Source organism: Colwellia sp. BRX8-9 (assembly GCF_014077245.1).
GTDB lineage: Bacteria > Pseudomonadota > Gammaproteobacteria > Enterobacterales > Alteromonadaceae > Colwellia_A.
Genome location: NZ_JACGVN010000023.1, coordinates 37,720 through 63,974, shown reverse-complemented (window position 1 = coordinate 63,974; position 26,255 = coordinate 37,720). Strand labels below are relative to the sequence as shown.

At 39.1% G+C, this 26,255-nt stretch carries 19 protein-coding genes and 1 pseudogene; 13 read left to right on the top strand and 7 right to left on the bottom strand.

Annotated features, from left to right (window positions below; translation table 11 throughout):
• The first annotated feature begins 428 nt into the window (after positions 1-428).
• On the top strand, positions 429-2,015 hold the full coding sequence (locus H4J70_RS16740) for a methyl-accepting chemotaxis protein (RefSeq protein ID WP_182216205.1): 1,587 nt from the start codon (positions 429-431) through the stop codon (positions 2,013-2,015).
• 200 nt (positions 2,016-2,215) lie between these two features.
• On the opposite strand, the gene tnpA is transcribed toward H4J70_RS16740, so the two are convergent.
• The gene (tnpA, locus tag H4J70_RS16735) at positions 2,216-2,620 is read right to left on the bottom strand and encodes an IS200/IS605 family transposase (protein ID WP_182216207.1); all 405 of its coding nucleotides are present in this window, start codon (positions 2,618-2,620) and stop codon (positions 2,216-2,218) included.
• A 46-nt stretch (positions 2,621-2,666) separates the two neighbouring features.
• On the opposite strand from tnpA, the gene H4J70_RS16730 reads away from it, so the two are divergent.
• From H4J70_RS16730 to H4J70_RS16720, 3 genes are all read left to right on the top strand, one after another.
• On the top strand, positions 2,667-3,968 hold the full coding sequence (locus tag H4J70_RS16730; protein WP_182216209.1) for an RNA-guided endonuclease TnpB family protein: 1,302 nt from the start codon (positions 2,667-2,669) through the stop codon (positions 3,966-3,968).
• Between the two features lie 843 nt (positions 3,969-4,811).
• A complete protein-coding gene (locus H4J70_RS16725) occupies positions 4,812-5,270 on the top strand; it encodes a (2Fe-2S)-binding protein (protein ID WP_182216211.1) in 459 nt (152 codons plus the stop codon).
• Positions 5,267-7,468, top strand: coding sequence for a xanthine dehydrogenase family protein molybdopterin-binding subunit (locus tag H4J70_RS16720; protein ID WP_182242410.1), 2,202 nt, complete (start codon positions 5,267-5,269; stop codon positions 7,466-7,468). Before H4J70_RS16725 ends, H4J70_RS16720 begins: the two co-directional genes overlap by 4 nt.
• Positions 7,469-7,613: 145 nt before the next feature.
• On the opposite strand, the gene H4J70_RS16715 is transcribed toward H4J70_RS16720, so the two are convergent.
• From H4J70_RS16715 to H4J70_RS16700, 4 genes are all read right to left on the bottom strand, one after another.
• A complete protein-coding gene (locus H4J70_RS16715) occupies positions 7,614-8,612 on the bottom strand; it encodes a cytochrome d ubiquinol oxidase subunit II (protein WP_182242409.1) in 999 nt (332 codons plus the stop codon).
• Positions 8,613-8,615: 3 nt separating this feature from the next.
• Positions 8,616-9,983, bottom strand: a complete 1,368-nt coding sequence (locus tag H4J70_RS16710) for a cytochrome ubiquinol oxidase subunit I (RefSeq protein WP_182216216.1) — start codon at positions 9,981-9,983, stop codon at positions 8,616-8,618.
• Between the two features lie 112 nt (positions 9,984-10,095).
• Positions 10,096-10,641 carry a GbsR/MarR family transcriptional regulator gene (locus H4J70_RS16705; protein WP_182175603.1) on the bottom strand — a complete coding sequence of 182 codons (546 nt, stop codon included), beginning with the start codon at positions 10,639-10,641 and terminating at the stop codon, positions 10,096-10,098.
• 270 nt (positions 10,642-10,911) lie between these two features.
• Positions 10,912-12,279 (bottom strand): M17 family metallopeptidase, encoded by a 1,368-nt coding sequence (locus tag H4J70_RS16700; protein WP_182216218.1) that lies wholly within the window; start codon positions 12,277-12,279, stop codon positions 10,912-10,914.
• A gap of 149 nt (positions 12,280-12,428) precedes the next feature.
• Between H4J70_RS16700 and H4J70_RS16695 the strand changes: the two are divergent.
• From H4J70_RS16695 to H4J70_RS16675, 5 genes and pseudogenes are all read left to right on the top strand, one after another.
• Positions 12,429-12,707 (top strand): annotated as a pseudogene (locus H4J70_RS16695) (alpha/beta hydrolase family protein); the annotation flags it as partial.
• A gap of 401 nt (positions 12,708-13,108) precedes the next feature.
• Positions 13,109-14,140 (top strand): hypothetical protein, encoded by a 1,032-nt coding sequence (locus H4J70_RS16690; RefSeq protein ID WP_182216220.1) that lies wholly within the window; start codon positions 13,109-13,111, stop codon positions 14,138-14,140.
• Positions 14,137-15,132: a hypothetical protein gene (locus H4J70_RS16685; RefSeq protein ID WP_182251508.1), complete on the top strand. Its 996-nt coding sequence runs from the start codon at positions 14,137-14,139 to the stop codon at positions 15,130-15,132. Before H4J70_RS16690 ends, H4J70_RS16685 begins: the two co-directional genes overlap by 4 nt.
• Positions 15,133-15,549: 417 nt before the next feature.
• Complete coding sequence (locus tag H4J70_RS16680) at positions 15,550-16,875, top strand: NAD(P)/FAD-dependent oxidoreductase (RefSeq protein WP_182251507.1); 1,326 nt, start codon at positions 15,550-15,552, stop codon at positions 16,873-16,875.
• 149 nt (positions 16,876-17,024) lie between these two features.
• Positions 17,025-18,671: an FMN-binding glutamate synthase family protein gene (locus H4J70_RS16675; RefSeq protein WP_182251506.1), complete on the top strand. Its 1,647-nt coding sequence runs from the start codon at positions 17,025-17,027 to the stop codon at positions 18,669-18,671.
• A gap of 346 nt (positions 18,672-19,017) precedes the next feature.
• On the opposite strand, the gene H4J70_RS16670 is transcribed toward H4J70_RS16675, so the two are convergent.
• Both H4J70_RS16670 and H4J70_RS16665 read right to left on the bottom strand, forming a co-directional pair.
• Positions 19,018-20,103 carry an L-dopachrome tautomerase-related protein gene (locus H4J70_RS16670; protein WP_182251505.1) on the bottom strand — a complete coding sequence of 362 codons (1,086 nt, stop codon included), beginning with the start codon at positions 20,101-20,103 and terminating at the stop codon, positions 19,018-19,020.
• A gap of 76 nt (positions 20,104-20,179) precedes the next feature.
• Positions 20,180-21,205 (bottom strand): zinc-binding alcohol dehydrogenase family protein, encoded by a 1,026-nt coding sequence (locus H4J70_RS16665; RefSeq protein ID WP_182251504.1) that lies wholly within the window; start codon positions 21,203-21,205, stop codon positions 20,180-20,182.
• Positions 21,206-21,343: 138 nt separating this feature from the next.
• Between H4J70_RS16665 and H4J70_RS16660 the strand changes: the two genes are divergently transcribed.
• The 4 genes from H4J70_RS16660 to H4J70_RS16645 all read left to right on the top strand — a co-directional run bounded on the left by H4J70_RS16660 (position 21,344) and on the right by H4J70_RS16645 (position 25,887).
• Positions 21,344-22,279: a LysR family transcriptional regulator gene (locus H4J70_RS16660; RefSeq protein ID WP_182216230.1), complete on the top strand. Its 936-nt coding sequence runs from the start codon at positions 21,344-21,346 to the stop codon at positions 22,277-22,279.
• 322 nt (positions 22,280-22,601) lie between these two features.
• Positions 22,602-23,132, top strand: a complete 531-nt coding sequence (locus tag H4J70_RS16655) for a hypothetical protein (RefSeq protein WP_182251503.1) — start codon at positions 22,602-22,604, stop codon at positions 23,130-23,132.
• 297 nt (positions 23,133-23,429) lie between these two features.
• Positions 23,430-23,804 carry a hypothetical protein gene (locus tag H4J70_RS16650; RefSeq protein WP_182251502.1) on the top strand — a complete coding sequence of 125 codons (375 nt, stop codon included), beginning with the start codon at positions 23,430-23,432 and terminating at the stop codon, positions 23,802-23,804.
• 94 nt (positions 23,805-23,898) lie between these two features.
• Positions 23,899-25,887 carry a TonB-dependent siderophore receptor gene (locus H4J70_RS16645; RefSeq protein WP_182251501.1) on the top strand — a complete coding sequence of 663 codons (1,989 nt, stop codon included), beginning with the start codon at positions 23,899-23,901 and terminating at the stop codon, positions 25,885-25,887.
• Positions 25,888-26,255 lie beyond the last annotated feature (368 nt).

Here is a 26,255-nt window from a genome sequence, read left to right as displayed (position 1 = left end):
TTAATAGGTTATATCCTTGCTAAAAGCGGATAAACCTAATTAAGGCACAAGCTTAGTTTTATTTACTCATGCATCGCCCCTGCAATGTAAGCCAAAAGCTTATCATCTAGTATGCTACTTTAGCTGTAATATTTATATAAAATTTTTGTCAATATTTAGTTGATTAAATAAAACTAAAGGCTGGTTGGGTCTTTTACTTAGGTTACCCAAGTGTATCATTTTATTTTAGGGGAAAAGTTTTAGGCCCAGGAAGTATTCACTTTTGTCTACTAAACGTTAACGGAGACTTTAGTAATACAATGATATTTATAATACTAAGGTCTACAGTGCATATTGTTTGATAATCATGTATTAATATAGTTATTAAAGACAAATTATCTATCTTTTATGTCTAATATCAATAAGGTAATATTATAGTGAGTCGTCATATGGAAAATAAATTACAGAAATCAGTGCTTGTTTCATTAGTCATTACCATAATAATCACTTTAATTACGTATGCTAGCCACAAAGCTTTTTCATCAGTATTGCTCGCTTCACTGAGTGTAGCAGTCGTTAGTTTTTTTGCTGTGTTTTTCGGTGTAAGTCGCTGCTATAAAAATATAAATAAAAACGAAACAAAAAAGCAACGTGATAATTTAACAACAGAATCTCTTGCCAATATTGGTCAATCTATCGGTAATACCGCCAGTGAGTTAGCGATTAATTCTGCAGAGGTCAGTTTCTTTTTAAACCAATTGGCCCAAGCGATAGAAATATCAAGTGAAGATGTCGACCGATTAGCGACTGCAGCGGAAGAAATGTCGGCTAACAGTAAGCAAATAAACGAAAATTCCTCATTAGCCTCAGAGCAAGCGAGTCTAGCAATGACCGCTAGCAGCTCAAGTTCAGCAAAGTTAAGCCACAACATTGATACCGTCAATGAGCTTCATCATGCGGTTAGTACCGCCACAAAAAAAATTGAATCACTGGCCAGCAAAACACAGCAAATACAGAGTATTACTGATGTAATAGATGGCATATCAAGCCAAACAAACTTACTGGCTTTAAATGCGGCGATAGAAGCTGCTCGCGCAGGCGAACAAGGTCGCGGTTTTGCTGTTGTTGCCGATGAAGTCAGAGCGCTGGCAGGAAAAACTGCTGATGCTACTCGAAAAATAGGTGACATGCTTAAACAAATTAGTGACGAAACAACTGAAACAACCCAAGTAATAGCGGAAATTGTTGAAAAAACTGATAGTGTTGTCGTCACCATGACTGATTTATCACAAGGTTTCAAAGACATTGATCAGCTTATGGCTGATTCATCGGGCGCGAGTGATCAAATAAGTCACGCTTTAAAAGAACAAGATTTAGCCGCTAATGAAATTTCAACCGCTATTATAAATTTACATGACTTTTTAGTGGATAAAAGCCACGAAACGAAGTCTGTATCAAAACAAGCGACAACATTATCCAATGGCACCGAATCGATATTTGTACATATCTCTAATTTTTCTAGTGATACTCTAATAAGTAATATGTGTAATCAGGCGCAGTATACAGCCAGTAAAATTGGTCAGTTATTTGAAAAAAGCATTAAAAACAATGAGATAACAGAGCTGCAGTTATTTGATTTTAATTATAAACCTTTGGGACTTACCGAGCCGAAAAAATTTACCACCAGTTTTGATAAATTCACAGACCAACATTTACCTGCTATTCAAGAGCCTTTATTAGTAGAATTCTCTAACATGATTTATGCAGGCGCTGTTGATATTAATGGTTATTTTCCTACGCATAACAAATGTTTTTCAAAGCCGCTAACCGGTAATCAGGCAATAGATGCTATTAATAATCGCACTAAACGTTTATTTAATGACCCTACAGGTATTCGCTGTGGAAAACACACAGATAAATTTTTATTACAAACCTATAAACGCGATACAGGGGAAATAATGCATGATGTTTCCGCACCCATTTTTGTTAATGGCAAACATTGGGGAGGTTTTAGAATTGGCTTTAAAGCAGGTTAATATAGTAAGTCTTATAAATAAAGGAGCAGGTCTTTATTTACCACTGCCTGCCTGATCTGAGTTGAAATAATATTGACCCGCAACAACCTAGATTAACCCTTAAATTTTATCTAGATAAAATAAACAATTGTATTTACCGAAATCGGCGAAAAGCCCCACCGCTTGCGGTGAGGGATGGATAGCCGAGATTGCATAGCAATCTAATGCGGCCTATCTTGCTGCTCGATGTATTGCTTAAGAATCTCTATCGGCGCTCCGCCGACAGAGCATGCATAATAACCAGAGCTCCAAAGTGCATTCTTCCTCCAAGCTACCTGATTTAACTGCGGAAACCACAACTTCATCTCTCGACCTGTAATACTTTTTAAAACATTAACTAATCGTGAAATTGAAATAGAAGGCAGGTAAGAGATAATCATGTGAACATGATCTGACTCCCCATTAAACTCAACCAATTCTGACTTTAGTTTTAAACATTCTCTTTTTATTATAAAGTCCATTTTATATAACATCTCGCTCGTAAACTTCCGCTCACGATATTTAGTAACAAATATAATGTGAGCTTGAATTAAATACGAAGAATGAGCGCTCTTTTTATATTTCATACAGACACTTATTGACACTGGTAATTTATACAGCATAGTCGTCATTATGAGTTTAACCAGTGTTTCGAAATTTAATATCGGTCAGACAACACCTTTGCAAACAGAGTTGCGAAGAGAGTCAGCTCGCCTTTGGAACGATATGGTTAAACTGCACAAATTCATCCGAAAACGCCGATGGAAGTGGCCTTTTAGAGGTGATTTTGAAAAGCACTTTAAAAGTAAGTACCGACTTCATAGCCAGACAAACCAGGCGCTTATTAAAAAGTTCTTTGCTAACATCGAAACAACCTCAGAGAATCGAAAAGCTGGCGATAAAAAAGCTCGTTATCCGTACCGTGACAGGAAGCACTTCCAGGTAGTAATGTACAAGGCTTCGGCGATAAAAAGAAAAGGTAACCGCGTCATTCTTTCAAACGGACTTGGAGTTAAAAAACTCATCGTTCGCATTCCAAAAGATATACCCATTGGTAAAATCACAGGGGCGGAGCTTAGTTTTCGGGAGCTTAGGCTCACGATAAAGCAAGATATCAAAACCATTAAGTCAGCTGGCAGCAACGTAGTTGCTGCTGACTTAGGTGTAATTCATCTTGCAGCGATGACCGATGGCGAAACGTCGGAGATCATAGTTGGTCGCGGTCTTCGCTCGTTAATTCAGTATAGAAACAAGAAGCTCGCTGAATTCTCAAGACTGCTTTCAAAATGCAAGAAAGGGTCTAGACGGAGCCGAAAATTGCGAGTATCAAAAGCTAAAATGCTGTTCAGAAATGACAATCAGCAGCGCAATCTTCTCCATCATGCATCCAAGCAAATGATTGATTATTGCGTGAAACAACAAGCAGGTATGCTTGTTGTGGGCGATTGCATCAATATGAGTAAGAACGCTCGAAAAAAGAAGAAAGGCTCAAGACGTTCAAATCAAATGAACAGCAACAATCCCCTTGGGCAGCTACTCACCTATCTTAAATACAAAGGTAAATTCCAAGGTGTAGAGCTTGATAAAATAGGAGAGCAGTACACCACTCAGACTTGCCCGAAATGCGGTCATAGACACAAACCTTCGGGGCGCAATTACCAGTGTAAAAATCCAGAATGTGATTTCATTGGAGTGCGGGATTTGGTCGGTTCGGCCAACATTAAAAATAAATTCGAGAACGGTAGAATAGAAAAAGGATACCTTCTCCCGCCACTTGTGGCAAAGTATCGCAGACCTGTAAAAGTCCCTGTAATAAGGCTGAACTGCGTAGTCCATCTGACAGATGGCATGTTGCTTGATAACACCCTTGATGCGGCTCAGGCACTTTCGAGTGCAGGTGGTAAAACACCGTCTGAGCTATTTCACGTGGCCTGATCAAGAATCCTCACCGCTTGCGTTGCAGGAGCTGTCAAGATGCCTTATCCATAGAGCTAATGAATGTTTAGCTTTAACTAGTTTTGAACGAGATAATGTCTAAGCGAAGGTTGCATAGCCATTACTCTCTACTTTTAGCTACTTTCGAATATGTTCAGCCTAAGAGAAGAAGCGTTTAGTCTGTATTTTTCAATCAAAAGTTAGCCGTTAAAATTAATATCACCTTAAATCAGCGCAAAGCATCAGGTAAGAATTGCTGTTAATCTCCTCGGTTTGTCTAAAACTAACGTTAATGAATACTCTATAGTGGATGCTTTTTTTATTATTGTTAACCTTGTCAACATCTAGTATTTACTTAATTAATCGTTAAATCTATCACATGTCATTTTTAATAAAGGGCGACGATATCGTTTGCTTTGAAGTATTTTTTATTGGAAATTAAAGTCAGCTTATCTGCACTATCTTTAACGAAGTCATATTCTACCTCCTTAGAAAAACAGCCGGAATCTAACGATATTAAACATTAAATAGTAGGGGGGGGGGCACGCTAAGAAATTGAGTGGTTATAAGGTAATTATTGACTGAAAATAGAAAGCAACATAATATTATTTTTATTCAATAAACGTGAATAACCTTTAATAGGTTCTGCTCAAAGTGATTAATTGCGAAGAACATCGTTGTAAATTATCAATAGCTGCTATTGTGACGAGAATAGTTTTTAGCGATGATAGTCACAAGTCCAAACACAATAACCGTCAGTTTTGATTTTTTAGATTGATCTTATCGATTGATTTTAGTGGAGATTTTTTATCTCTCTTTATAATGTTTTAGCAAGGAACCCCTATGATTTCTATCAACCTTAATGGCCGCGAACAATTATTTGATGTCGAAGACGATATGCCATTGCTTTGGTTGATCCGTGAAGAAGCCGGTCTTCGCGGCACTAAGTTTGGCTGTGGTATAGCACAATGTGGTGCTTGCACGGTTCATGTTGACAATCAGGCCGTTCGCTCTTGTATGTATCCGGCGGTTGCAGCCCAAGGTAAGCAAGTGAATACGGTTGAAACTCTCGGCTCAAAAGAGGCTCCGCACGCTTTACAGGCTGCTTGGATTAAACACCAAGTTCCTCAGTGTGGTTATTGTCAGTCAGGAATGATGATGGCAGCAGCTGCATTATTAGCGAGTACTCCTAATCCAAGTTCTGACGATATCGATACTGCAATGACCAATATCTGTCGATGCGGAACTTACAGTCGAGTTAAAGCTGCCATTCTTGATGTAGCAAAGGAGATGTCTTTATGAGTCTTACTCGTCGGATGTTCGTTTTTGGTGGTGCAGCGATTGGCGGCGGATTAGCGCTAGGGGTTATTGGTTTAGGAACACATTTGGCCATGCATGATCGCCTTGGTGTGCAGCGAGATGGCAACACCAAAGATACCTTGCTCAACTTGTGGCTTCGTATTAACAAAGACAATACCGTTACACTACTTTCTCCGCATACCGAACTTGGTCAAGGTGCCGGTACTGGTTTAACCCAAATAGTGGCCGATGAACTTGACTTGAATTGGCAGCAAATCAAATTAGAGCTTGCGCCTGCGACCACTGCATTTTCCAATGGTGGCGTTTTTGAAGGCTTTGTTAGTGAAATGATTGGTAAGCCACCAGTCTGGGCAGAGCATATTGCTAGTAATGCTTTCAACCGTCTAGCCGACTTACTTAATATGCAAATGACTGGGGGTAGCGCCTCTATTCGTTTTACTGGCTGGCAAGTTATGCGTGAAGCAGCCGCAGCTGCACGTCAAATGCTGATTAACGCAGCCATCGATAAATACGGCGCAAGTACTAATACGACTACCGATGCTGGATATGTTGTTGATGGCGACAACCGCTGGAGTTATGGCGAACTGGTTGAGCATGCGGCAACTTTAGACGTTCCTGAAAACTACACACTTCGTGCAAAAGGTGATCGTAAGTTTATTGGCAAGGCAATGCCTCGTCATGATTTACCTGACAAAATATTTCTTGAAACACAATACGGTATCGATCGCCATGTGGAAGGGATGCGCTATGCAGCTATTGCACACAGCGGTGTCTTTGGCGCTAATGTCGCCACTATTGATAACTTAGCTGAAATTACCTCGATGCGGGGTGTGCTGGGTGTTGAAAATATGGGGCTATCCGTTGCTGTTATCGCTAATAATCCTTGGCGAGCAGAGCAAGCGATAAAAGCTTTAAAAATTACGGCAGCATCCCATAAAAATAGTGATTTAAGTTCAGCAAGTATTGAAAACTTTCAACGTGAGAGTTTACAAGGAGAATTAAGTGATGCCCACAATATTGGCGATGTAGCGTCTGTGTTAGGCGGTAGCGGTGAAACAGTTGAAGCTGAATTTTGGGTGCCTTATTTAGCACATGCTACTATGGAACCGATGAATGCGAGCGCTTGGCTAGAAGGCGATAAGCTTCATGTTGCTGCGGGTGTGCAAAATCCACTTTACGCTCGTGTTCATGCGGCAAAAGTCGCTAATATGGACGTAGAAGATGTTGTTTTTCATGCTCATTCAATGGGAGGAGGCTTTGGTCGTCGTGTCGGTTTTAGCATGAGTGAAGACAATCCAATAATGTGGATTGATGAAGTCGTCACTTTAGTAAAAAAATACAAGTTTCCTATCAAACTCACTTGGTCACGTGAGGCAGACACGAGACAAGATGTTTATCGACCGGCAGTTCTGGCAAAATTTTCAGCACAGCTTGACGAAAACGCTAAACCACGTTACTGGCTATCGGCAAGCTATGGCAGCGAAGGTGGTGCGCCAGCCTCTATGCCACCTTATAATGTTGATAATATTAAGGTGCAGTTTGCTAATCATCCTTCTCCTGTGCCTATTGGTTTTTGGCGTAGTGTCGAAAATAGCCAACATGCATTTTTCAACGAGAGTTTCATTGATATATTGGCTGAAAAAGCACAGGTTGACCCCATTAAATATCGATTAGCATTGCTCGATAATAACGACGGTCATGCAAAATGTTTAAAGGAAGTGGCGCAGCTGTGTAATTGGCAATACGGTGTTAGCTCTGACGGTAAAGCGATGGGCGTTGCGGTACAAAAAAGTTTTGGCACTATGGTTGCTACCGTTGCTGAAGTTTCACTGCAAAATAACCAAGCGCGTGTTCATCGTGTTTGGATAGTGACTGACAGTGGCGTGGTGGTCAACCCAGACTCAGCAATCGCTCAAGTTGAAGGTGGCGTGCTCTTTGGACTAACGGCGGCACTTTATGGGCGTTGTGATATTGAAAGTGGTGGTGTTAAACAAAGCAATTTTCATGATTACCCTATTATTAAAATGGCTGAAGCGCCGATTGTTCAGGTGAAATTGCTTGAAAGTACTAATGAACCCGGTGGTTTTGGTGAGGTTGGCGTACCGACTATTGCCCCAGCAGTTGCAAATGCATTGTCGGTCTTAGGTAAAAGACCAATGCGTTTACCGATTAATGCTTAATATGATAGCCAAAGTATAATGACATGAATTAAAAACCAGCCTTGTGGCTGGTTTTTAATTAAGAACGACGCTTAGCAAAAATACTTAACAGAAGAACATTAATAATAAGTGTCTGTGCTTAGTTTATTTAAGGATAAACTCACGCTTAATAATATCTGAGCTCTTGCACCTTGCCCCAAAATACCCGATAAGAAAAGGCGGTATAACTAAATATAACCGGTACCACAATGAAGGTTCCCCATAAGAGAAAACTCAAAGATTCAGGTGCTGCGGCTGTTTCCCAAATAGTCAGCTTGTTAGGCACTATGTACGGAAAAAAACTAAAGGCTAAACCAAAAAAACATAGAGTGAAGATAATCACTGCCGCGACAAAAGGTCGCCAACAGCCTTTGTCATTTATTTTAGGTAGTTGCTTTAGTTGTATTAAGCTAAAAATAAATAACGCAAAGCAAATAGCGGGTAACGTTAATATCAATAAAGTGTTTGGCCAAGCAAACCATTTTTCATAGACACCTGGGTTAATTAATGGATTAACAAAGGAGACAGCTATAATACCAAGGAAACAAATTAGTCCTGATTTTTTTGCCCAAGCTACCGCTTGTATTTGTAGTTCACCTTCAGTTTTCATAATTAACCAACAAGCACCTATATAGCTATAAGCGGCCGCAACACCAAAGGCACTCAGTAAACTAAAACAATAAGCGGCTACAGTGCTTTCAAAGCCCATAACATACATACCTAACATGTAACCTTGGCTTAAAGCAGCGAGTAACGAGCCTATTTTAAAGACTTTATTCCACGTAGGCTTATGACCAAAGGCCGCCTTAGCACGAAAATCAAAAGCTACACCACGAAGCACTAAACTAATTAATAATACCGCGGTGGGTAAATAGAGCTCTTTAAATATATAACTGTGCGCCGCAGGAAAGGCTATCAACAATAAACCAATCGCTAAGACTAGCCAAGTTTCGTTAGCGTCCCAAAAAGGGCCTATTGAAGCTATCATCGTATCTGCATTATCTGTTTGATCGAGCGGTAGCATAATGCCAACACCTAAATCATAGCCATCTAAAATGGCATAAAGTAAGATTGAAAGACCCATTAATGAGACAAAAATTAGCGCTAAGGTATTTTCTTCAAACATAACTTATCCCTCGATTGATTTACTAGGTGTGTGAATAACAGGTTTTACTTGTTCATCGATACTGAATTCTTCAAGTTCAATCGCTCGTCCTGCCATCGTAAATAGGGTGTGTAGGTAGGCCACCATAATGACAACATATAAAGTCAAATAAAGTGTAAGTGTAATTCCTACATTTGCTGGTGCTATATCTGTCGCTGCATCTTTTACCGTTAAAATCCCTGTCACTAGCCAAGGTTGTCGGCCAATCTCAGTGACATACCAGCCCGCTAATGTGGCGACCCAACCCGAGAAGCTCATCGCAACCAGTACTTTTAATAGCCAAGGGGGCAATTGTTTTTTACGCCACAATTGAAAACGACTAAACCAAGCGACAATAAACATGAAGAGACCTAAAGCCACCATGATTCTAAAAGCAAAGAACACCGGCGCAACAGGGGGATGGTTACCTTCAAATTCGTTTAGCCCCTTTATTTCGCCATCAAAATCGTGTGTCAAAATAAAGCTGGCCATTTTAGGAACGGCTATTTCAAAATGATTGGTTTTTTGCTCTTCATCAGGAAGTGCAAATAACAACAGCGGTGCTCCTTTTTCGGTATGCCAAATACCTTCCATGGCAGCAATTTTTTGTGGTTGATGTTCTAAGGTATTTAACCCATGCATATCACCTAACAATATCTGTACTGGTGCCAGCACCGCAGCGACTGTTAACGCTATTTTTAGCGTTAATTGTGGCGCTTTTTTGTTATCACCCTTGAGTAGGCGATAGGCACTTATACCCGCAACTAAAAATGCTGCCGTTAAACCAGAGGCAACCAGCATATGAGACAATTTGTAAGGGAATGATGGGTTGAAAATAATAGCAAACCAGTCAACGGGGAATGCGACACCATCGCGCATCTCATGACCTTGAGGCGTTTGCATCCAAGAGTTAAGTGCTAGGATCCAAAATGACGATAAACTGGTACCAAAAGCGACAATTAACGTTGATAATGTATGTACTCGAGCCGAAACTCGATTCATACCAAATAACATAATGCCTAAAAAACCAGCCTCTAGAAAGAAAGCAGTGAGTACTTCATAACCCAATAATGGTCCCGCTATATTACCGACTGTTTCCATAAATTTTGGCCAGTTAGTGCCAAATTGAAACGACATAGTAATACCGGTAACCACACCTATTGCGAAGGTAAGGGCAAAAATTTTGACCCAAAAACGGTAGGCCCGCATCCAGATAGGATCATTGGTTTGGTCAAAGCGTAATTTGAAATAAAACAAAAACCAGCTCAGTGCGATGGTTATTGTTGGAAACAGGATATGAAAGCTAATATTAGCGGCAAACTGGATGCGTGAAAGCATTAAGGTTTCTAACATGATTTACTCCATAAACCCTAGAAAACACGAGTATCATCAACGGGTTTAACGTTTAAAGTGACAATTTTTTATAACATTAATGTGCTAGCTTTAAAAAAGTCAAAGTGACAATTTAGTTTTTATTTAAAAGTTTATCTTTTATATCAATAACTTTACTGACACCGGCACCAAGTTTCATTAATGTATTAAGTTTTTCTGGGCTCATGCTTTGTAGTTCTGCCGCCCAATGGGTAATCGTTTCAAGTAGGTCATGCATCTCATGCATTTTTTGCTGTGCATATTGTTCTTGAGGGTTAGCGGGTTCATCTAAAAGATTATCGCGTAATAGTGACAGGGTAGGGTCAACCTCACGTTTGCGACGTTCTTCAAAGACACGTATTGCCATTTCCCAAATAGACCCAGCCGGTGAGTAATATTCTTTGCGATCTTTGGGTTTATGTTGTACTTGAACTAAGCGCCAAGACTGTAATTCTTTAATACCCATACTGACATTACCGCGAGAAATGTTGAGGGCTTCTGATATTTGTAGCGCAGTGAGTGAATCATTGTGAATAATTAATAAACCATACATTTGACCTACGGTGCGGTTAAAGCCCCAGCGACTGCCCATTTCACCACAGTGCATAACGAACGATTCGATTTTAGCTGTCATAATCATAATTAAGTCTTCTGAACTTTCAGTAATTTCTGAAAGTTTAAACCTTTGTTGATTTAGATCAAGTGTTATTTTGAATATTATGGCTTTTTTTTGATTATTGAGTGAGGTACTCAGCTCGTGATAAAGCAAGGTGTTGTTAAGTGAGGTACCGACAGAAAAATGGGGAAAGTATCAATAAAAACTAGCTTTGGTAGCGACAGACATTTATGAATAAATGCGGCGCAAAAGCACCGCAGTTATTAACTTTTATGGCGATGTGGTTTTAATTGCTTATTTATACTTAGCTTGTAAGTAATCAAATACGGCGCGAATACCAAAAGCTTCACCGCCAAGGGGGCGCCCTGGTAAAGCTCTGATATTAAATGCCATCACGTCAAAGTGAACCCAATCAGTCTCTTTTTTAACAAACTCTTGTAGATATAATGCCGCGGTAATTGCACCACCAAAGGGTATTGCGGCGCAATTGGTCATATCAGCAATAGAGCTTTTCAGTAAATCACCGTATGGGCTATAAAGGGGCATACGCCAGACCGGATCGCTAATTTTGCTGCCCGCTTGGGTAATACCTGCAGCAACTTCATCGCTTGTTGAGAAAAATCCTGGTAATTCTGTGCCTAAAGCAACACGCATTGCGCCAGTTAGGGTTGCAAAATCAATAATTAAATCAGGCTGTTCGGTGTCAGCTTCTGTTAGAGCATCACACAATACTAAGCGACCTTCTGCATCAGTGTTGTGAATTTCAACGGTAATACCTGCGCGTGTAGTAATAACATCACCAGGTCTTATGGCATTGCTCGACACGGCATTTTCTACCGCAGGAATGAGTACTCGTAGATTAATTGGTAGGTTATGCGACATAATTAGTTGAGCTAATCCGAGGACATGTGCAGATCCGCCCATATCTTTTTTCATATTACGCATACCAGCAGCGGGTTTTAAGTCGAGACCTCCACTGTCAAAGCAAACGCCTTTACCCACTAACGTTACTTTTGGGTGATGGCTATTACCCCAAGTTAAGTCAATTAAACGAGGTGCATGCGCACTCGCGCGACCAACGGCATGTATGGTTGGGTAATTTTGTTCGACCAGCTCATCACCAATAATTTGCTGAACTTGGCCGTGATACCTATTAGCCAAGTTTTGCGCACAGTCACCAAGATCTATTGGCATCATATCAGCTGCTGGCGTATTGACTAAGTCACGTACTAAAGTCGTTGCCTCGGCATATTTAATGGCACTGTCGACTATGGTCTGATTATTAACGGCTAAGCAGGGAAGCGGGTCATTATTTTTGTTTTTTGTTACATAACGATCGAATTTATAGGCGCCCATTAGCCATGAAAAACAGATGGCTTGTTGCTGTTCATCTTTCGCATGTAACAAATACTGACCAGGAGGAAGTTGCTTAATTAATTCGCCACAGGCAAAGAAGTGATTGGCATCTTCAACAACAAATACTGCTAGCGACAACTCCCCTTGAGTATTAGGTAATAACGCTAAACCTTCAGCTTTATAATTAGTATTGGCTAACCATGCTTGGTTTTGCTGAGTTTGCTCGCTTAACCAGTCGTTATAGTTATTTTTGTTGATGATAAAAAGTGATGTACCTTTATCGTCGGCACGTAGTAACTGATTCATGAATTTCCTTAGGACGAATTGATTGGTTTTTATGTCTTGCTAGATTGTAACCTAAGCAAGATTAAGTTGAAGTGCTATCGGATGTTTCTGGCCTAATTATAAAGTAATTATTGCGAGCATAGATGTTTGTAAGTGAAATACCCACCGAACCCTTCTGCTTTCAAGGAGAAGAGCGTAGTTTTTGGGAAGGTCAACCAGCCTATGCATCGATGCCACCGTTCTTTCATGCAGAAAAAATTAATGAGCCAATGTTGATGCTCCACGGTAAAGAAGATCCAAATTCAGGTACTTTTCCAATGCAATCAGAACGAATGTTTGCTGCGCTAAAAGGACTTGGCGGTAATGCTCGCTTGGTGATGCTACCACATGAGCAACACGGTTATCGAGCCAGAGAGTCGTTGCTCCATATGCTGTGGGAACAATATTAATGGTTAGATATACATGTGAAAAACCCCACTAATAGCGCTACCCCTGAATAAAATTTATCAGGCGCTTTACCTATCAAATAATCGTTTAAGTAAAAGCCATGTCAACTGCTTATCAGTGAGCATGGCGAATTACTCACCGCAAAATAATGATATTTTAAATTTCAGCAAATCAATAATAAGTTAGCGAATAAGGTTATGTTCATTATGAAAATCTATATAACATAAACTAATGGCGCTCTATTGTTGTTTAATTTATAGGCTGCACCTATAGTTGGTTATTGAACTTAAATGGATTCAATTTGACTTAGCTAGGATAGCGCCTTTCCTTTTTTACTCGGCTGAATCTTCACGTTCGTAAAGTCTATTTAATTTAACATTGACGTCGATATTTGGAGAAAAAAATGAGCGATAAACCCGTCTTGATTTTAATGCATGGCATTGGAATGCACACCTCTGACTCTTTTAAAGAAGACGTTGTTGAGTCAATTAACAATGCATTGGAAAGGTATCCAAGTTATAAAAAACTAAAAATTGAAAATGAATTGATCATTCATAGTATTAGTTATGACCATCTATTTGAGAAGATCCGTAAGGAAATTTCAAGCAGCAGTAAAACAGTTGAACACTTCATTAAAACTCAGCTGGCGGGTGTTGATACGCCTGACTTAATGAATAAATTGATAGGTATTGATGCCAATCTGGGGAGTGATACCTTTGAAAATACTCATGCCTTAGATGTTATCCTATATTTGTCTATATTTGGTGAAAGCGTTAGGGGCTTTGTTATCAAAGAGTTAGTGAGTATATTTGGCCAACACAGTGCAGGTACGACTTATCATTTTTTAACGCATTCTCTTGGCACGTCAGTAATGCATGACTCATTAAATAAACTCTTTCCTGATGAAAAACCGCTCGGTCAACCGCAAATATCTACCTATTGGAGTTTCGCTAATGTTAGCGATTTAGTCACGTGGGCTTCTGGTTTAACTTCACCTTATCAATCTATTGTTAAACCTGGTGTTGGCGGAATAATGAATGAATTTTATAATATCTATCATGAGTGCGACCCTATTGCTTTTGATTTATTTAGACGCTTCGATCCTAAAAATAATGGTAGTTGGATAAGTGAATCAGCGTTTGATAATGCATATCGAAAAATTGTTACTAAAGAATTTAGTCGCAAGAATACCCATTCAATTAAAGGGTACATTGAAGATCCAAAAGTATCTTATCCTTTACTTTATACATTTTTAGATGACTTCGACCCCAGCTCTACTGAGCAAACACAAGCTAATAAGGCATTTAAACATTATCAAGGAGAGCTAAATAAAATTAAAAATTATCAACAAACAGGCGGCTTTACTGCTGACATTAAGGGATTAGTGGCAGCTATCACCGGTTTTATTAGATATTTCAAGGAGGATAAACAATGAAATATTTATTGGCGGCTATTTTACTTGCCTTGATATCTTTATCTTCTTTTTCTGAAGAGCTTATTTGTCAAAAACACGACGCTACAAAAGGGAAGGTTTTTATTAATATGTATGAGGGTGTTGATGATATTTCTCTGAAAATATGTAATAAACTTCTTGATGGCTCAGAAGTCGATCAAGCGATGAATGCTTGGTTTATTAATTGGAAGGAAAAACTTTCCTTGCATGTTAAACCGCTAGAAAAAATGGGTGTCGACAGCGATTTTATCATCAACAATGCTTATCAATCGTTAACCACATTGTCGTACCCTAAAAATATTAATGCCTCAAAAAGCACTAAGACAGGAAAATATCATCTAAAGTATAACAATGAAGAAATTGCAGTTTTAGATAATGCTGACTGTAAGGGGTATGGCCCAAAAAACTGTAAGATCCTCTTTGATAATTTGCATAAGGCAATTGTTGCTCCTTTTGAATCTTCTTATAAATATGCCAATTCAAAAGCAGGTATGAATATAGCTTTAAAGAACACTGCATGGTCAAATTATTTTGAAAATTCGCGTTCACAAACGTTTATAGATTTAGCCATTAATACTTGGTATTACCAAGATAAATTAAAAGAAAACCGTTTAGTTCCACCCCCCAATAAACAGTACTTTGCCTTACATCCTTCTATTATTATGCATTACAGTGTCGATGCTGAACATGGCGAACAGATGAAAGAAGCACTTGCTATAGAATGGGCGGGGATTAATTACTGGCAGTTAAAGATACCTTTGGGACTTTCAGTCGTCTCTACCTATGCAGATAGAGTTTCAGTTAAGTCGGTATCTCACGGGGTTATGTTTCACATAAACAATACTTATTCTTTTGGTTTAACGACTAACAGCGAGCAGCAGCATGGTGTTTTTGTTACTTTAGATTTACTGAAATTATTCGAAGATAAAAAGTCTAACTATAAAAACTATCTTAACAACATAAAAGATCTGTAAATTTTAGCCTAGATATTAACGACTTCTATTGGTAATGAAGTCGTTAGTAATATTTAGGATTAACTTATTATTAATAAGGCTGGAGATCAGATAATTTAGCAAAGTAAGTATAACACCCAGGCCGAAAACCCAACTAGATCTACTACTCAAGGCTGAAAGAGAGTCTGCATATTTAAAATGTTCTAATTTAAAATAGACTCGTGTCGCAGCCATAAGAAAGAACACAACACCAAGAAATGGACCTAAACGTTTAAACCAGGAAGACACGCTTTATCCTTAGTGCATTCATAAAGATAGCATGATAGTTTATTACATATTCGCTAACTTAAGCATAGATTAAGGTAGGGAATATCTAATACAAATAACGCTAGCTTTTAATGGTGTTGGCTCATTATAGTTTAAGGATCAGCGAATAAAATGTTAATCAGGCCTTGGTGGCGAAAACCGACCATTTCTTCAGACCCCATTGTTATAATCGGTGGTGGTGCAGGAGGTTTAGAGCTTGCCACTAAACTCGGCAAGTATTTTCGAAAAACCAAACAAAAAGTTATTTTAATCGACCAAAATAGAAAACATGTTTGGAAACCACTTTTACATGAAGTCGCTTCAGGCTCACTTGACGCAGATATAGATTGTGTTGATTATTTATCCCATGGTGCGCGTAATGGTTTTTTGTTTCAGCTAGGTGTAGTTGATGGACTCAACCGAGAATCGAAGCATGTACTTTTAAAACAATTAAATGATCAAGACGGTGCTTTAATATTTCCTGCTCGCCAGGTTAAATACTCATTATTGGTATTTGCGTTAGGGTCTGTAACGAATGACTTTAATACGTTGGGAGCAAAGGAGTACTGTACATTTCTTGATACTTGTGAAAATGCAGAGCGATTCCATACTGAGTTACTTAATGCTTTTTTACGACTTAAAGGGGACGATACGCGCAGCAGTCTCAATATTGCCATTATTGGTGGTGGTGCTACAGGCGTAGAGCTTGCTGCAGAAATAGTAAAAACCTCTGAATTACTGAAAAATTATGGATATGACCATTTATCAAAAAAGAGTCTAGATATTCACATTGTAGAAGCAGGGCCTCGGATCCTTGCTGCACTTCCTGAACGTATAGCGCAAAGTGCACAACAAGAACTAGAGGCGCTTGGTATCACCGTAAATACTAACACCGCGGTTACTGAAGTTACGCCCAACAGTGTAATAACAAAAGATGGCCGTGAAATCGCTAGCAGCATTACTGTTTGGGCGGCGGGCATAAAGGGACCTGATTTTATGCAAGCTATTGGCGGTTTGGAAAGCGCAAAGAACAATCAATTACTGGTTAATCCATTCCTGCAAACACCCTTAGACAACGATATATTTGCCCTTGGCGACTGCGCCTCATGCACGACATTAAAAGGGATAAAAGTTCCCCCTAGGGCGCAAGCAGCACATCAAATGGCATCGACTGTCTTTACCAATATTATTGCTAAATTAGCATTGAAACCCTTGGTTGCCTATGAATATATCGATTATGGTTCCTTGGTGTCATTGTCATCTTACACGGCAGTAGGCAGCCTAATGGGAAACATTAATCAACGCAGTATGTTCATCGAGGGTAAGTTGGCAAGACTGGTTTATATTGGGTTATACCGCATGCACCAAGTGACACTTTTTGGTGTGCTTAAAACCTTACTCATTGTCCTTGTTGGTAGGGTTAATAGAGCGTTAAGGCCTAACCTGAAATTACATTAACTGGTGGGTGGTGAAGATGATTGATAAAGATTTTCAGTCTCTATAGGCTTTACAACTATTTATTACCGCCATGCATCAAAAAATAATATTATCCCATTGATCAATGGGGTTAAATAAGCAGATTAGAAATATAGTAGGATATTTAAAAAATGACTTCAGCGCAAAAATTTTACTGGAAAGTTTTAACCCTAGGTAACATCAGTAGCTTTATCTTACTTTATACTATTGCTGGTTGGTTCCCTGGTTTTTTGGTGTTTTTTACCCTGACCTATTCAATAGTAGGTGCATATGATCTTACCCTAAGTAAACATACCTTAAATAGACTGTATCCGGTTCTTGCTTACTTTCGTTACTTCTTTGAGTCAATACGAACAGAAGTTCAACAGTATTTTATTGCCAATAACACCGAAGAAATGCCTTTTAATCGCGAACAAAGAGATCTGGTTTATCGACGTGCAAAGTCGGTAACAGACACCATTCCCTTTGGTACTCAACGAGATTTAATGCAAACTAACTATCAAAGTATATGGCACTCGCTAGCACCAAAAACAATAAAGGATGAATCTAAGCACGTTTCAGTTGGCGGGCGACAATGTTCAAAACCCTATAAAGCGTCAAGATTAAATATATCAGCAATGAGTTATGGCTCTTTAAGTGCAGAAGCTATTGAAGCGATGAATCTAGGCGCAGGTGCAGGTGGCTTTTATCATAATACTGGCGAAGGTGGTGTTAGCCCTTATCATTTAAAACATGGTGGAGACTTGGTTTGGCAAATAGGTACAGGGCTTTTTGGCTGTCGAAATGAAGATGGCCGTTTCAATCCTGTGATGTTTGCTAAAACGGCTCAATTAGCACAAGTAAAAATGATTGAAATAAAGTTGTCGCAGGGCGCTAAGCCTGGTCATGGTGGCGTACTTCCTAAAGCTAAGATAACAGATGAAATCGCGCAGATCAGAGGTGTTAGTAAAGAAGAAGATTGTGTTTCTCCGGCGATTAACCCTGAATGCAATAGCCCATTTGAATTACTGTCATTTGTTAGCCAACTTAGAGAGTTAAGTGGTGGCAAGCCCATCGGTATCAAACTTTGTGTTGGTAACCCCGCTGAATTTTTATGTCTTGGCAAAGCCATGTTGGAAAGTAACATATACCTTGATTTTATTACGGTTGATGGCGCAGAAGGGGGCACAGGCGCTGCCCCCGTGGAATTTAGTAACAGACTTGGTATGACCTGCTTGGAAGGAACCTATTTTGTTCATCAGGCACTTGTTGGATTAGGACTACGTAAACAGATACGGGTGATTTCAGCCGGTAAAACAGCTTCGGGTTTTGACATGCTTAACAAGGTTGCCTTTGGTGCTGATATTGTCAACGCGGCCCGAACATTTATGATGTCATTGGGCTGTATTCAATCTAGACAATGTGACACCAATATGTGCCCAACGGGGGTCGCCACACAAGATAAAAATCGCTCTAAAGCCATCGATATAGAAGTAAAAGGCAAACGTGTAACCTCATTTCATCATCACACCCTAAATAGCTTCTTTGAATTATTGGGAAGCATGGGACTAGATGATGTCTCGCAGTTAACTTACAACATGATAAAACGTAGAACACCAAACGGCATGTTAGAATCTAATACCCACACAGTACCTGAACTGACTGAGAGTCAGTTAACGCAAGAAAATATTACTGGGATGTGGTTAACATGGTGGAATCAAGCCTCTAGCGATACTTTTTATGTTAATGATATTGCGCCTTTGGTACCACCTGAATTAGCCGTTAAGCAAATTTCTTAATGATTACTTGAGCGTTGCGCAATACTATTTTATTGTTATCGCTGAGGTTGAGAACCGTTTAATTATCAATGAATATTGACCATTAAAGCTCTAATATCGTGGTTCATATTATGAGCCGCGATATTAGGATAGAACGTCTGCTTCATTAATAAAATAGACGGTCGTATTGATAATTACCTTAATATTTTTAATGGTTAAAAGTGACCAAAAGACTTTTAGTATTGATAAGTCAAAAGTAGCGGGGCACTAACGACCTACTTTACCTGTAACAAGTGGCTTAAAAGAAAGCACACTATATTGCCCTTGGATGTCATCTTTACCATTGATAAGTCAAAAGTAGGGGGCACTAACGACCTACTTTACCTTTAACAAGTGGCTTAAAAGAAAGCACGCTATATTGCCCTTGGCTGTCATCTTTACCATTGTTGAGTATTGGCGAACGGTGAAGTTTATTAACGGTAACGTAAATTTTATCATCGTCTCCGTAACTAAAACCATCAGGCCACACAAGACGTTCATCTTTAAATAACACTTGGTAATCGCCACTAGGTTTAACCACGCCAATAGCGCCGTTAGTAATATCGGTGACATATATATTGCCGCCACCATCGACAATAATACCATCAGAAATAGGCTTAGTACCGTAGTGCTGTACTTTTTCCTCTAGCTCTTTACTTGACAGACTTTCATTTATAATTGCGCTTGTGGCAACACGATATACCGATGTGCCCGACATAGAGCCAAAGTATAACCATTCTTCATTGGGCTCAAGAGTGATTGGGTTTACACCCAAACGCGCAGCTTGCCCGCCAATTTTCATTGTGCGACCGTCAATAACTATGTCGATGTTTTCAGCACGAGTATAATGGCTGTCTTGCAGTATTCTTCGTGCGGCACCTGTTTTAAGGTTAACAGCAATAATTGCGGCTTGACTACCTTGTGCCGTGTCAGCAATATAGATATAGCCATTTTTGTTATCAACGGCTAAGTCGTTTAGAAACGACGTATCTGTAATCGTTGGCTTTGCTAAATAAATAATTTTATCAAGCTGCTCACTTTTAGTATCCCAACCCACTAATCGCCCCGCATGATCAGGACCCGACGTATCTAGCATCCATAACACACCCTCGGCTGATACATTAATACCCAGAACACCGTAAAAACCTTTACCATTATTGTAAGCATATGCCCATTCTTCATTAGGATAAGGTTTTGTGGTGCCGTCTGGCATAAGCTCCATGATCTTTTGCTTTTGTCCATAAAATCCATGTATCGACAAAAACTTTCTTCCCGATGGCGTAATAGCAATGTTACCCGGTGGATGTTGTGCATCGAATGTAGCGACTGTGTGAAGCTCGCTGTTATTGGCTAATGTCGTCGCTGTAGTGAGTAATGCTATGCTATAAGCTATTACTGAAAGTAATTTTTTCATTTTTATACCTATTATTAAGTTATTAATAATTATACTTAATCGTCTTAAAGAGTCTCTTACATTTCTAGGACTGCTTTTAAAAACCTTCTAAAACAATTTTTCCAATCGATTGTCCTGATTCAAGTATTTTATGGGCCGCTCTTAAGTTTTTAGCGTTAATGGTTCCTAAGTTTTTACCGACCGTAGTTTGGATATATCCTTGGTCAATCAAGTCTGCAATTTTGTTAAGTAAGCGATGTTGCTCATTGATATCTGTTGTTTTGAACATTGAACGTGTAAACATAAACTCCCAGTGCAGGGATAAACTTTTAAATTTAAGTTTACTGATATCAAGCGACTTAGGATCGTCAATTAAAGCTATCTTTCCCATTGGAGCTAACAGTTCAACAAAGCTATCTAAATAGGAGTCAGTATGCGTTAAACTAGCAACGTGTGTTACTTGCCCTATAGCTAATTGTTCAATTTGTGATACTAGTGATTTGGAGTGATCGATAACATAATCTGCCCCCAGTTTTTTTACCCATTTTGCAGAACTATCTCGTGACGCCGTAGCAATGACAGTTGCGCCTGTTAGTGCACTTGCTAACTGAACTAAAATCGAACCGACACCTCCCGCCGCGCCAACAATTAAAATTATATCGTTTGATTTTTTCTTTATCTCAGGATGTTGTTGTTTGATTAATAAGCGTTCAAACAATAATTCCCAAGCAGTAATCGCGGTTAATGGTAATGCAGCGGCTTCGCCATCTGATAAACTTTTTGGCTTATGACCGACGATGCGCTCATCAACTAATTGATATTCGGCGTTACTTCCTTGGCGATTTAAATCTCCGGCATAAAAGACTTTATCCCCAGGTTTAAAGTGCCTCACTGACTCACCTATGGCCACGACTTCACCAACAGCGTCCCAACCAAGCACTTTGTATTCATCGTTATCTGCTGCAACATTTTGACGGATTTTGTAATCTACAGGGTTAACAGCGATAGACATAACCTGTACTAATAAGTCATGTCCTGAAGCTGTAGGTTGCGATAGCTCGATGTCTATTAATGATTTAGGATTACTGATCGGTAATGATTGTATGTAGCCAACTGCTTTCATGGTTTTTCTCCAAAGCTTTAAAATTGTTAATTACGGGGAGTTAACGTTAATTGTTATGGTGATTATAATGATATGACTTGATCGCTCAAATAGAAACAGCATAATGATAGAATCTTTATCAAATTATTTTTGACAATCATGCTATTAGAAGATCTTAATGTAATCTTAAAAGTTGCCGAATTTCGCAGTATTACTGCAGCGGCAGAGAGTTTAGACATGCATACAGCAACAGCTAGTGCAGCAATAAAAAGGGTTGAACGTGCGCTTGGCGTTGATCTGTTTATACGAACGACTCGAAGCTTAAGGCTCTCTGTTGCAGGAGAAAGGTATATTCCAAATTGTCAGCAAGCATTGCAAATGCTTGACGTAGCTAAGCAAAATGTTAAAGATGATTTAGACATTATTGATGGTGAATTAAGAATTTCTATCCCCTCAGATTTAGGTCGGAATTTAGTATTACCTTGGCTTGATGAATTTATGGAAGAGCACACAGGGATCAGTGTTAAATTACATGTCAGTGATAGTAATATTGATTTCTATAGGGATCCCGTTGATATTGCCTTGCGCTATGGTTCACCAAATGATGCCAACCTTTACGGTTTTAAAATCTGTAATGTACCACGAGTTATTTGTGCAACACCTCAGTACCTAGAAGCGCATGGTATACCCAAGCATCCTAATGATTTGACCACACATAACGGTCTTCTATATAAGTTACATGACATTGTTCATGATGTATGGGAATTCTCTTATAAAAGTGAGTTTATTAAAGTCAAAATGAAAAGTAATCGCGTTTCAAACGATGCTGACCTAGTCAGGCGTTGGTGTGTAAGTGGTAAGGGAATAGCTGTAAAATCTAGTTTAGATATGTCATATGACTTGCTGAGTAACCAACTTGTGACACTATTAACTGGCTTTGTCCCTAAGCCAACAGAATTATGGATTATTTGCCCAAGTAGACAGACCATTACTCCGGCAGTTCGCCTGCTTAGAGAACACTTAAAAATAAAGTGTAACTATGTTCTTACTCAACTTATAAACAAAGGTATTTTAGCTCAAGCGGATGTCTACTAATTGAGCATTCTATTTGATTTAAATGAGCGATTTTATTGATTTGAAGTTTGATGGTAATCCTCAATGCTTTAGAGACTAGTGACGTCAATGTAGTATTCTTGTGTATAAATAGGTGAAATACCAACGGCAGTAATAAGCTTGTTGGAGAGATTTTCAGCTAAAAATAATTTCTTATGATTTGCAATAACGTCATCCGTCACTCAATTATATTAACATGACTTTAGTGCCTGTTATTGACGTAATGAACTGAAAAGCTTAATGTCTTCTTTGACTACTGAGCTGTCAAGTATGGAATACATTTAACGTAATAAAAAGGACATCGATGAAACATCTTTTATTAACTATATTAACCACTACTTTAATCGTGCTTAGCGCTTGTGGCGGCGGTGCTGATAAAAAAACACCAGAGATTAATATATTGCCACCGGTTGAGGAAGGCTTCACCTTACAAAATATTCGCTTTGATTCAAGAGATTATTATGAAGGAGAGCAGGTTACTGTTACAGAAGGTACTCGCTTTGAAGTTCAGTGGGTATCACCGACTTCTGCAGCCTACAGAATAGATTTATACTTATCGATTAATGGCGACGTATATTCTGACGATAATAAAATAGCCGGGCTTAAATGTGGTAGCGCTTCTTTCTCACTCTGCCCAAACGCAACAGGTGAAGTTCAATGTGTAATTGATGACAACAGCTTATCTTGCTCTTTTGGAAACAAATCTGTAGGAAGCGAGTCTTTTCAAGATAATGACCTATCAAGCTTAAGGTTTATTATAAGAGGTTGCGATGCCCTCAGTAACTGTGATGTAAAAACGTTTGATTTGTCAGTACAAAATAATACGGGTAATTAAAATCAACGTTTATTAAAACCGCTCTTAAAGGTAGACATCAACAGGCAGAAAATAGATGTTTCACCTAACCCAAGCCCACCAATAACTGCCAGCAAGGCTACCATAGATGTCGTTCATCATAAAAAGGCTAATGCTACTTTTGTCTGCTTATCTGACAAAATAGGCATTATAATTAATAATCGCTTAAACAGTTTATAGTACCGACTTAATAGATAACTCGCACGAAGTTGCCTATGATTGTTCACATATCATGAATAAACTCTTATAATACTCTGCGTATGGTTTTTAAGGTTTTTTATGTTTAAAGCAGTGTTAAGAATGTTTATTATAGCAATGATGCTTGTTGCCTTCGTTGGGCAAGCAATTAGCTTTAATACTGCTATGTCTTGTGAAAATTCAGAAAAATCTCTTTCTTTTGACACCAGCGAACAAGTAAAACATTACGGTTTAAGTACAGTTAGTAAAGCTACCCCAGAAGACTGCTGTGGTATCGAATGTTGCGATGTTAATTGTACTTGTATTGTTAATGCATGTTCATCAACGGTATATTTTAATACTGTCGTTCACTCAGCTAAAATAACTATCTTAGCTGAAGCTTTTTATATGCAACAATTTGAGCAGCTTAAATCTATTTCTCCCTTGCTCTATCGGCCTCCTATTTTTACCTCATAAAAACTTAGAATAACAAAGATTGTACAACTCATCACTTTTCAAGTTAATTAGCGCCCTTGTGCTGAATTATTATCAAGTAATACCTGAGGTAAAAATGTTTAAAATATCATTAAAAACGGCAGTAGCCATGCTGTTAATCCCTGCGTTTTCTTACGCGAATGAAAATAACAATGAAGATGAACACGACAAAGATCACCATGAACATAACGATAACAAAATTGAAAAAATTCAAGTAAGCGCTTCTCGTTTAAGTCGTATCGTTACTGAATCGGCAACACGAACCGAAATTATTAATGGAGAAGAAATACAAGAAAAAGCGCTAATGCGTCCAGGGAACATCTCTATGTTAGTGGCTGAAACGGGGGGCGTTAGAGTGCAAACCACCTCGCCTGCGTTAGGAAGTTCCAACATTCGACTGCAAGGAATGTATGGTCGTTACACACAGCTCTTAAGTGACGGTTTACCCTTATACGGTGGTCAAACCGCTTCAATTGGCCTGTTGCAAATTCCACCTACAGACCTTGCAAATGTTGAAATAATTAAAGGGTCTGCTTCTTCTCTTTATGGTGGCTCAGCACTTGGAGGAGTGATTAATCTAATTTCACGCACACCTTCAGATGTTTATGAGGGCGAAGTGTTACTTAATGCTACGTCTAAAAATGGTCAAGATATCACTTCATACTTTGCCGCTCCTTTAACTAGCGCTTTAAGTGCATCGATTACTGCTGGAGTTCATCATCAAGAAGAGCAAGACCTAGATAACGATGGCTGGATTGATTTGGCTGGCTACGAAAGGCACAGTGTCCGACCTCGTTTCTATTGGCAGCAAGATAATGGTGCAAACCTTTACGTTACCTTGGGTGCAATGAAAGAACAAAGAGATGGTGGTACTTTAGGTGACGCTACTTTACCTGATGGTAATAGTTTTCCTCAAACACAGGGTACGCTTAGAACCGATGTTGGCTTCATATATGACCGCCCATTGGGGCAGGTGATGACTATTAATGTCCGTGGCTCGGCAATGAAACAAGACCACGAGCATGAATTTGGTCCTGTTCAAGAGGATGACAGCCATACAAGCAGCCTGATTGAGTCGAGTTTGTCAGGGTATTCTGATAAAGCGGCATGGCTAGTTGGCTTAGCACTACAGTCTGAAAAGTTCGAATCTGATACCTTTTCTGAATTTAATTATTCCTATCAAGTGCCGGGACTATTTTCGCAACTAGATTATGAAGTCAGTGATGATATTTCTATGTCGCTTAGTGCACGTGCTGATTGGCATAATGAATACGGAACACAAGTAAGCCCGCGAATTTCATTATTATACAACCAAGAAAGCTGGTCGGTTAGAGGGGCATATGGGCAAGGTTTTTTCGCACCAAGTCCTTTTATTGAAGATATTGATGAAGCCGGTTTATCTCGACTTGCGCCGCTAGAGAGTCTTGATGAGGAGCGAGCATCTACCGCATCTATAGATTTTAGCTATGTGCTGGGCAGTGCAGAAACTAGCCTAACATTATTTGCGTCAGATATTGATAACGTTACTGAGTTAGCTGTGATTAATAGTGATGATGCTTCAAGAAAGCAAGTTCTTATCGTCAATGCTGCTGGCGAAAGTAACATTAACGGTGCTGAATTATTACTACGCTATCGCTGGCAAGATATTAAATTTACCGGTAGCTATCTATACATAGACGCCACTAAAGAAAGAGATCCGCAATTTGGCCGAGTACCCTTAGCGTTGACCCCTAAACATTCGGCTGGTCTTGTTGTAATGTGGGAAGAACATGGTAGTCATATGGTAGGATTTGAAGCTTACTATACGGGTACACAACAACTTGAAAACAACCCATATCGAGAGCGGAGCAGCCCTTATTGGCACTTAGGGCTGCTGGGTCAAGTTACCATCGGACAAGTAAGCTTTTTCGTTAATGCTGAAAACTTGTTAAATGTGCGACAAACAAAGGATGACTCTTTAGTATTACCGGAACAAGCACCTAGCGGTCGATGGACAACCAACATTTGGTCAAGAAACGATGGTTTTACCGTTAATGCTGGTTTACGTTTTAAATTTGGCGGTTAAAACCATACTATATTAGTATAACGATTTGTTGGATTGACCATATTGTATTAAGTGTTTTTAGAGGGGATACTGGCAGTTTTAGCTGTCCCCTGATTCGAAGAACGGGTGCTTTGGTTATCTTAAATGAGCTATTAGGGGCTTCTAATGGCTAGCGTTTAGTTCTCATCGTCACCCTAAACCCTAAATAGGGATTAGGGTGCTAAGTTTATCAGTCTCACTCAGCCACAGCTGAGATAAAGAATGTAAAACCTCAAGTCTATAATGTAACATTAGTTAGCGTTAACAGGTTACTCGATTACCCATCAAAAAATGCTCATAATGAAGATTAACTATTTAGGGATCTTTAGTTTAAATTTTGATTGTTTAAC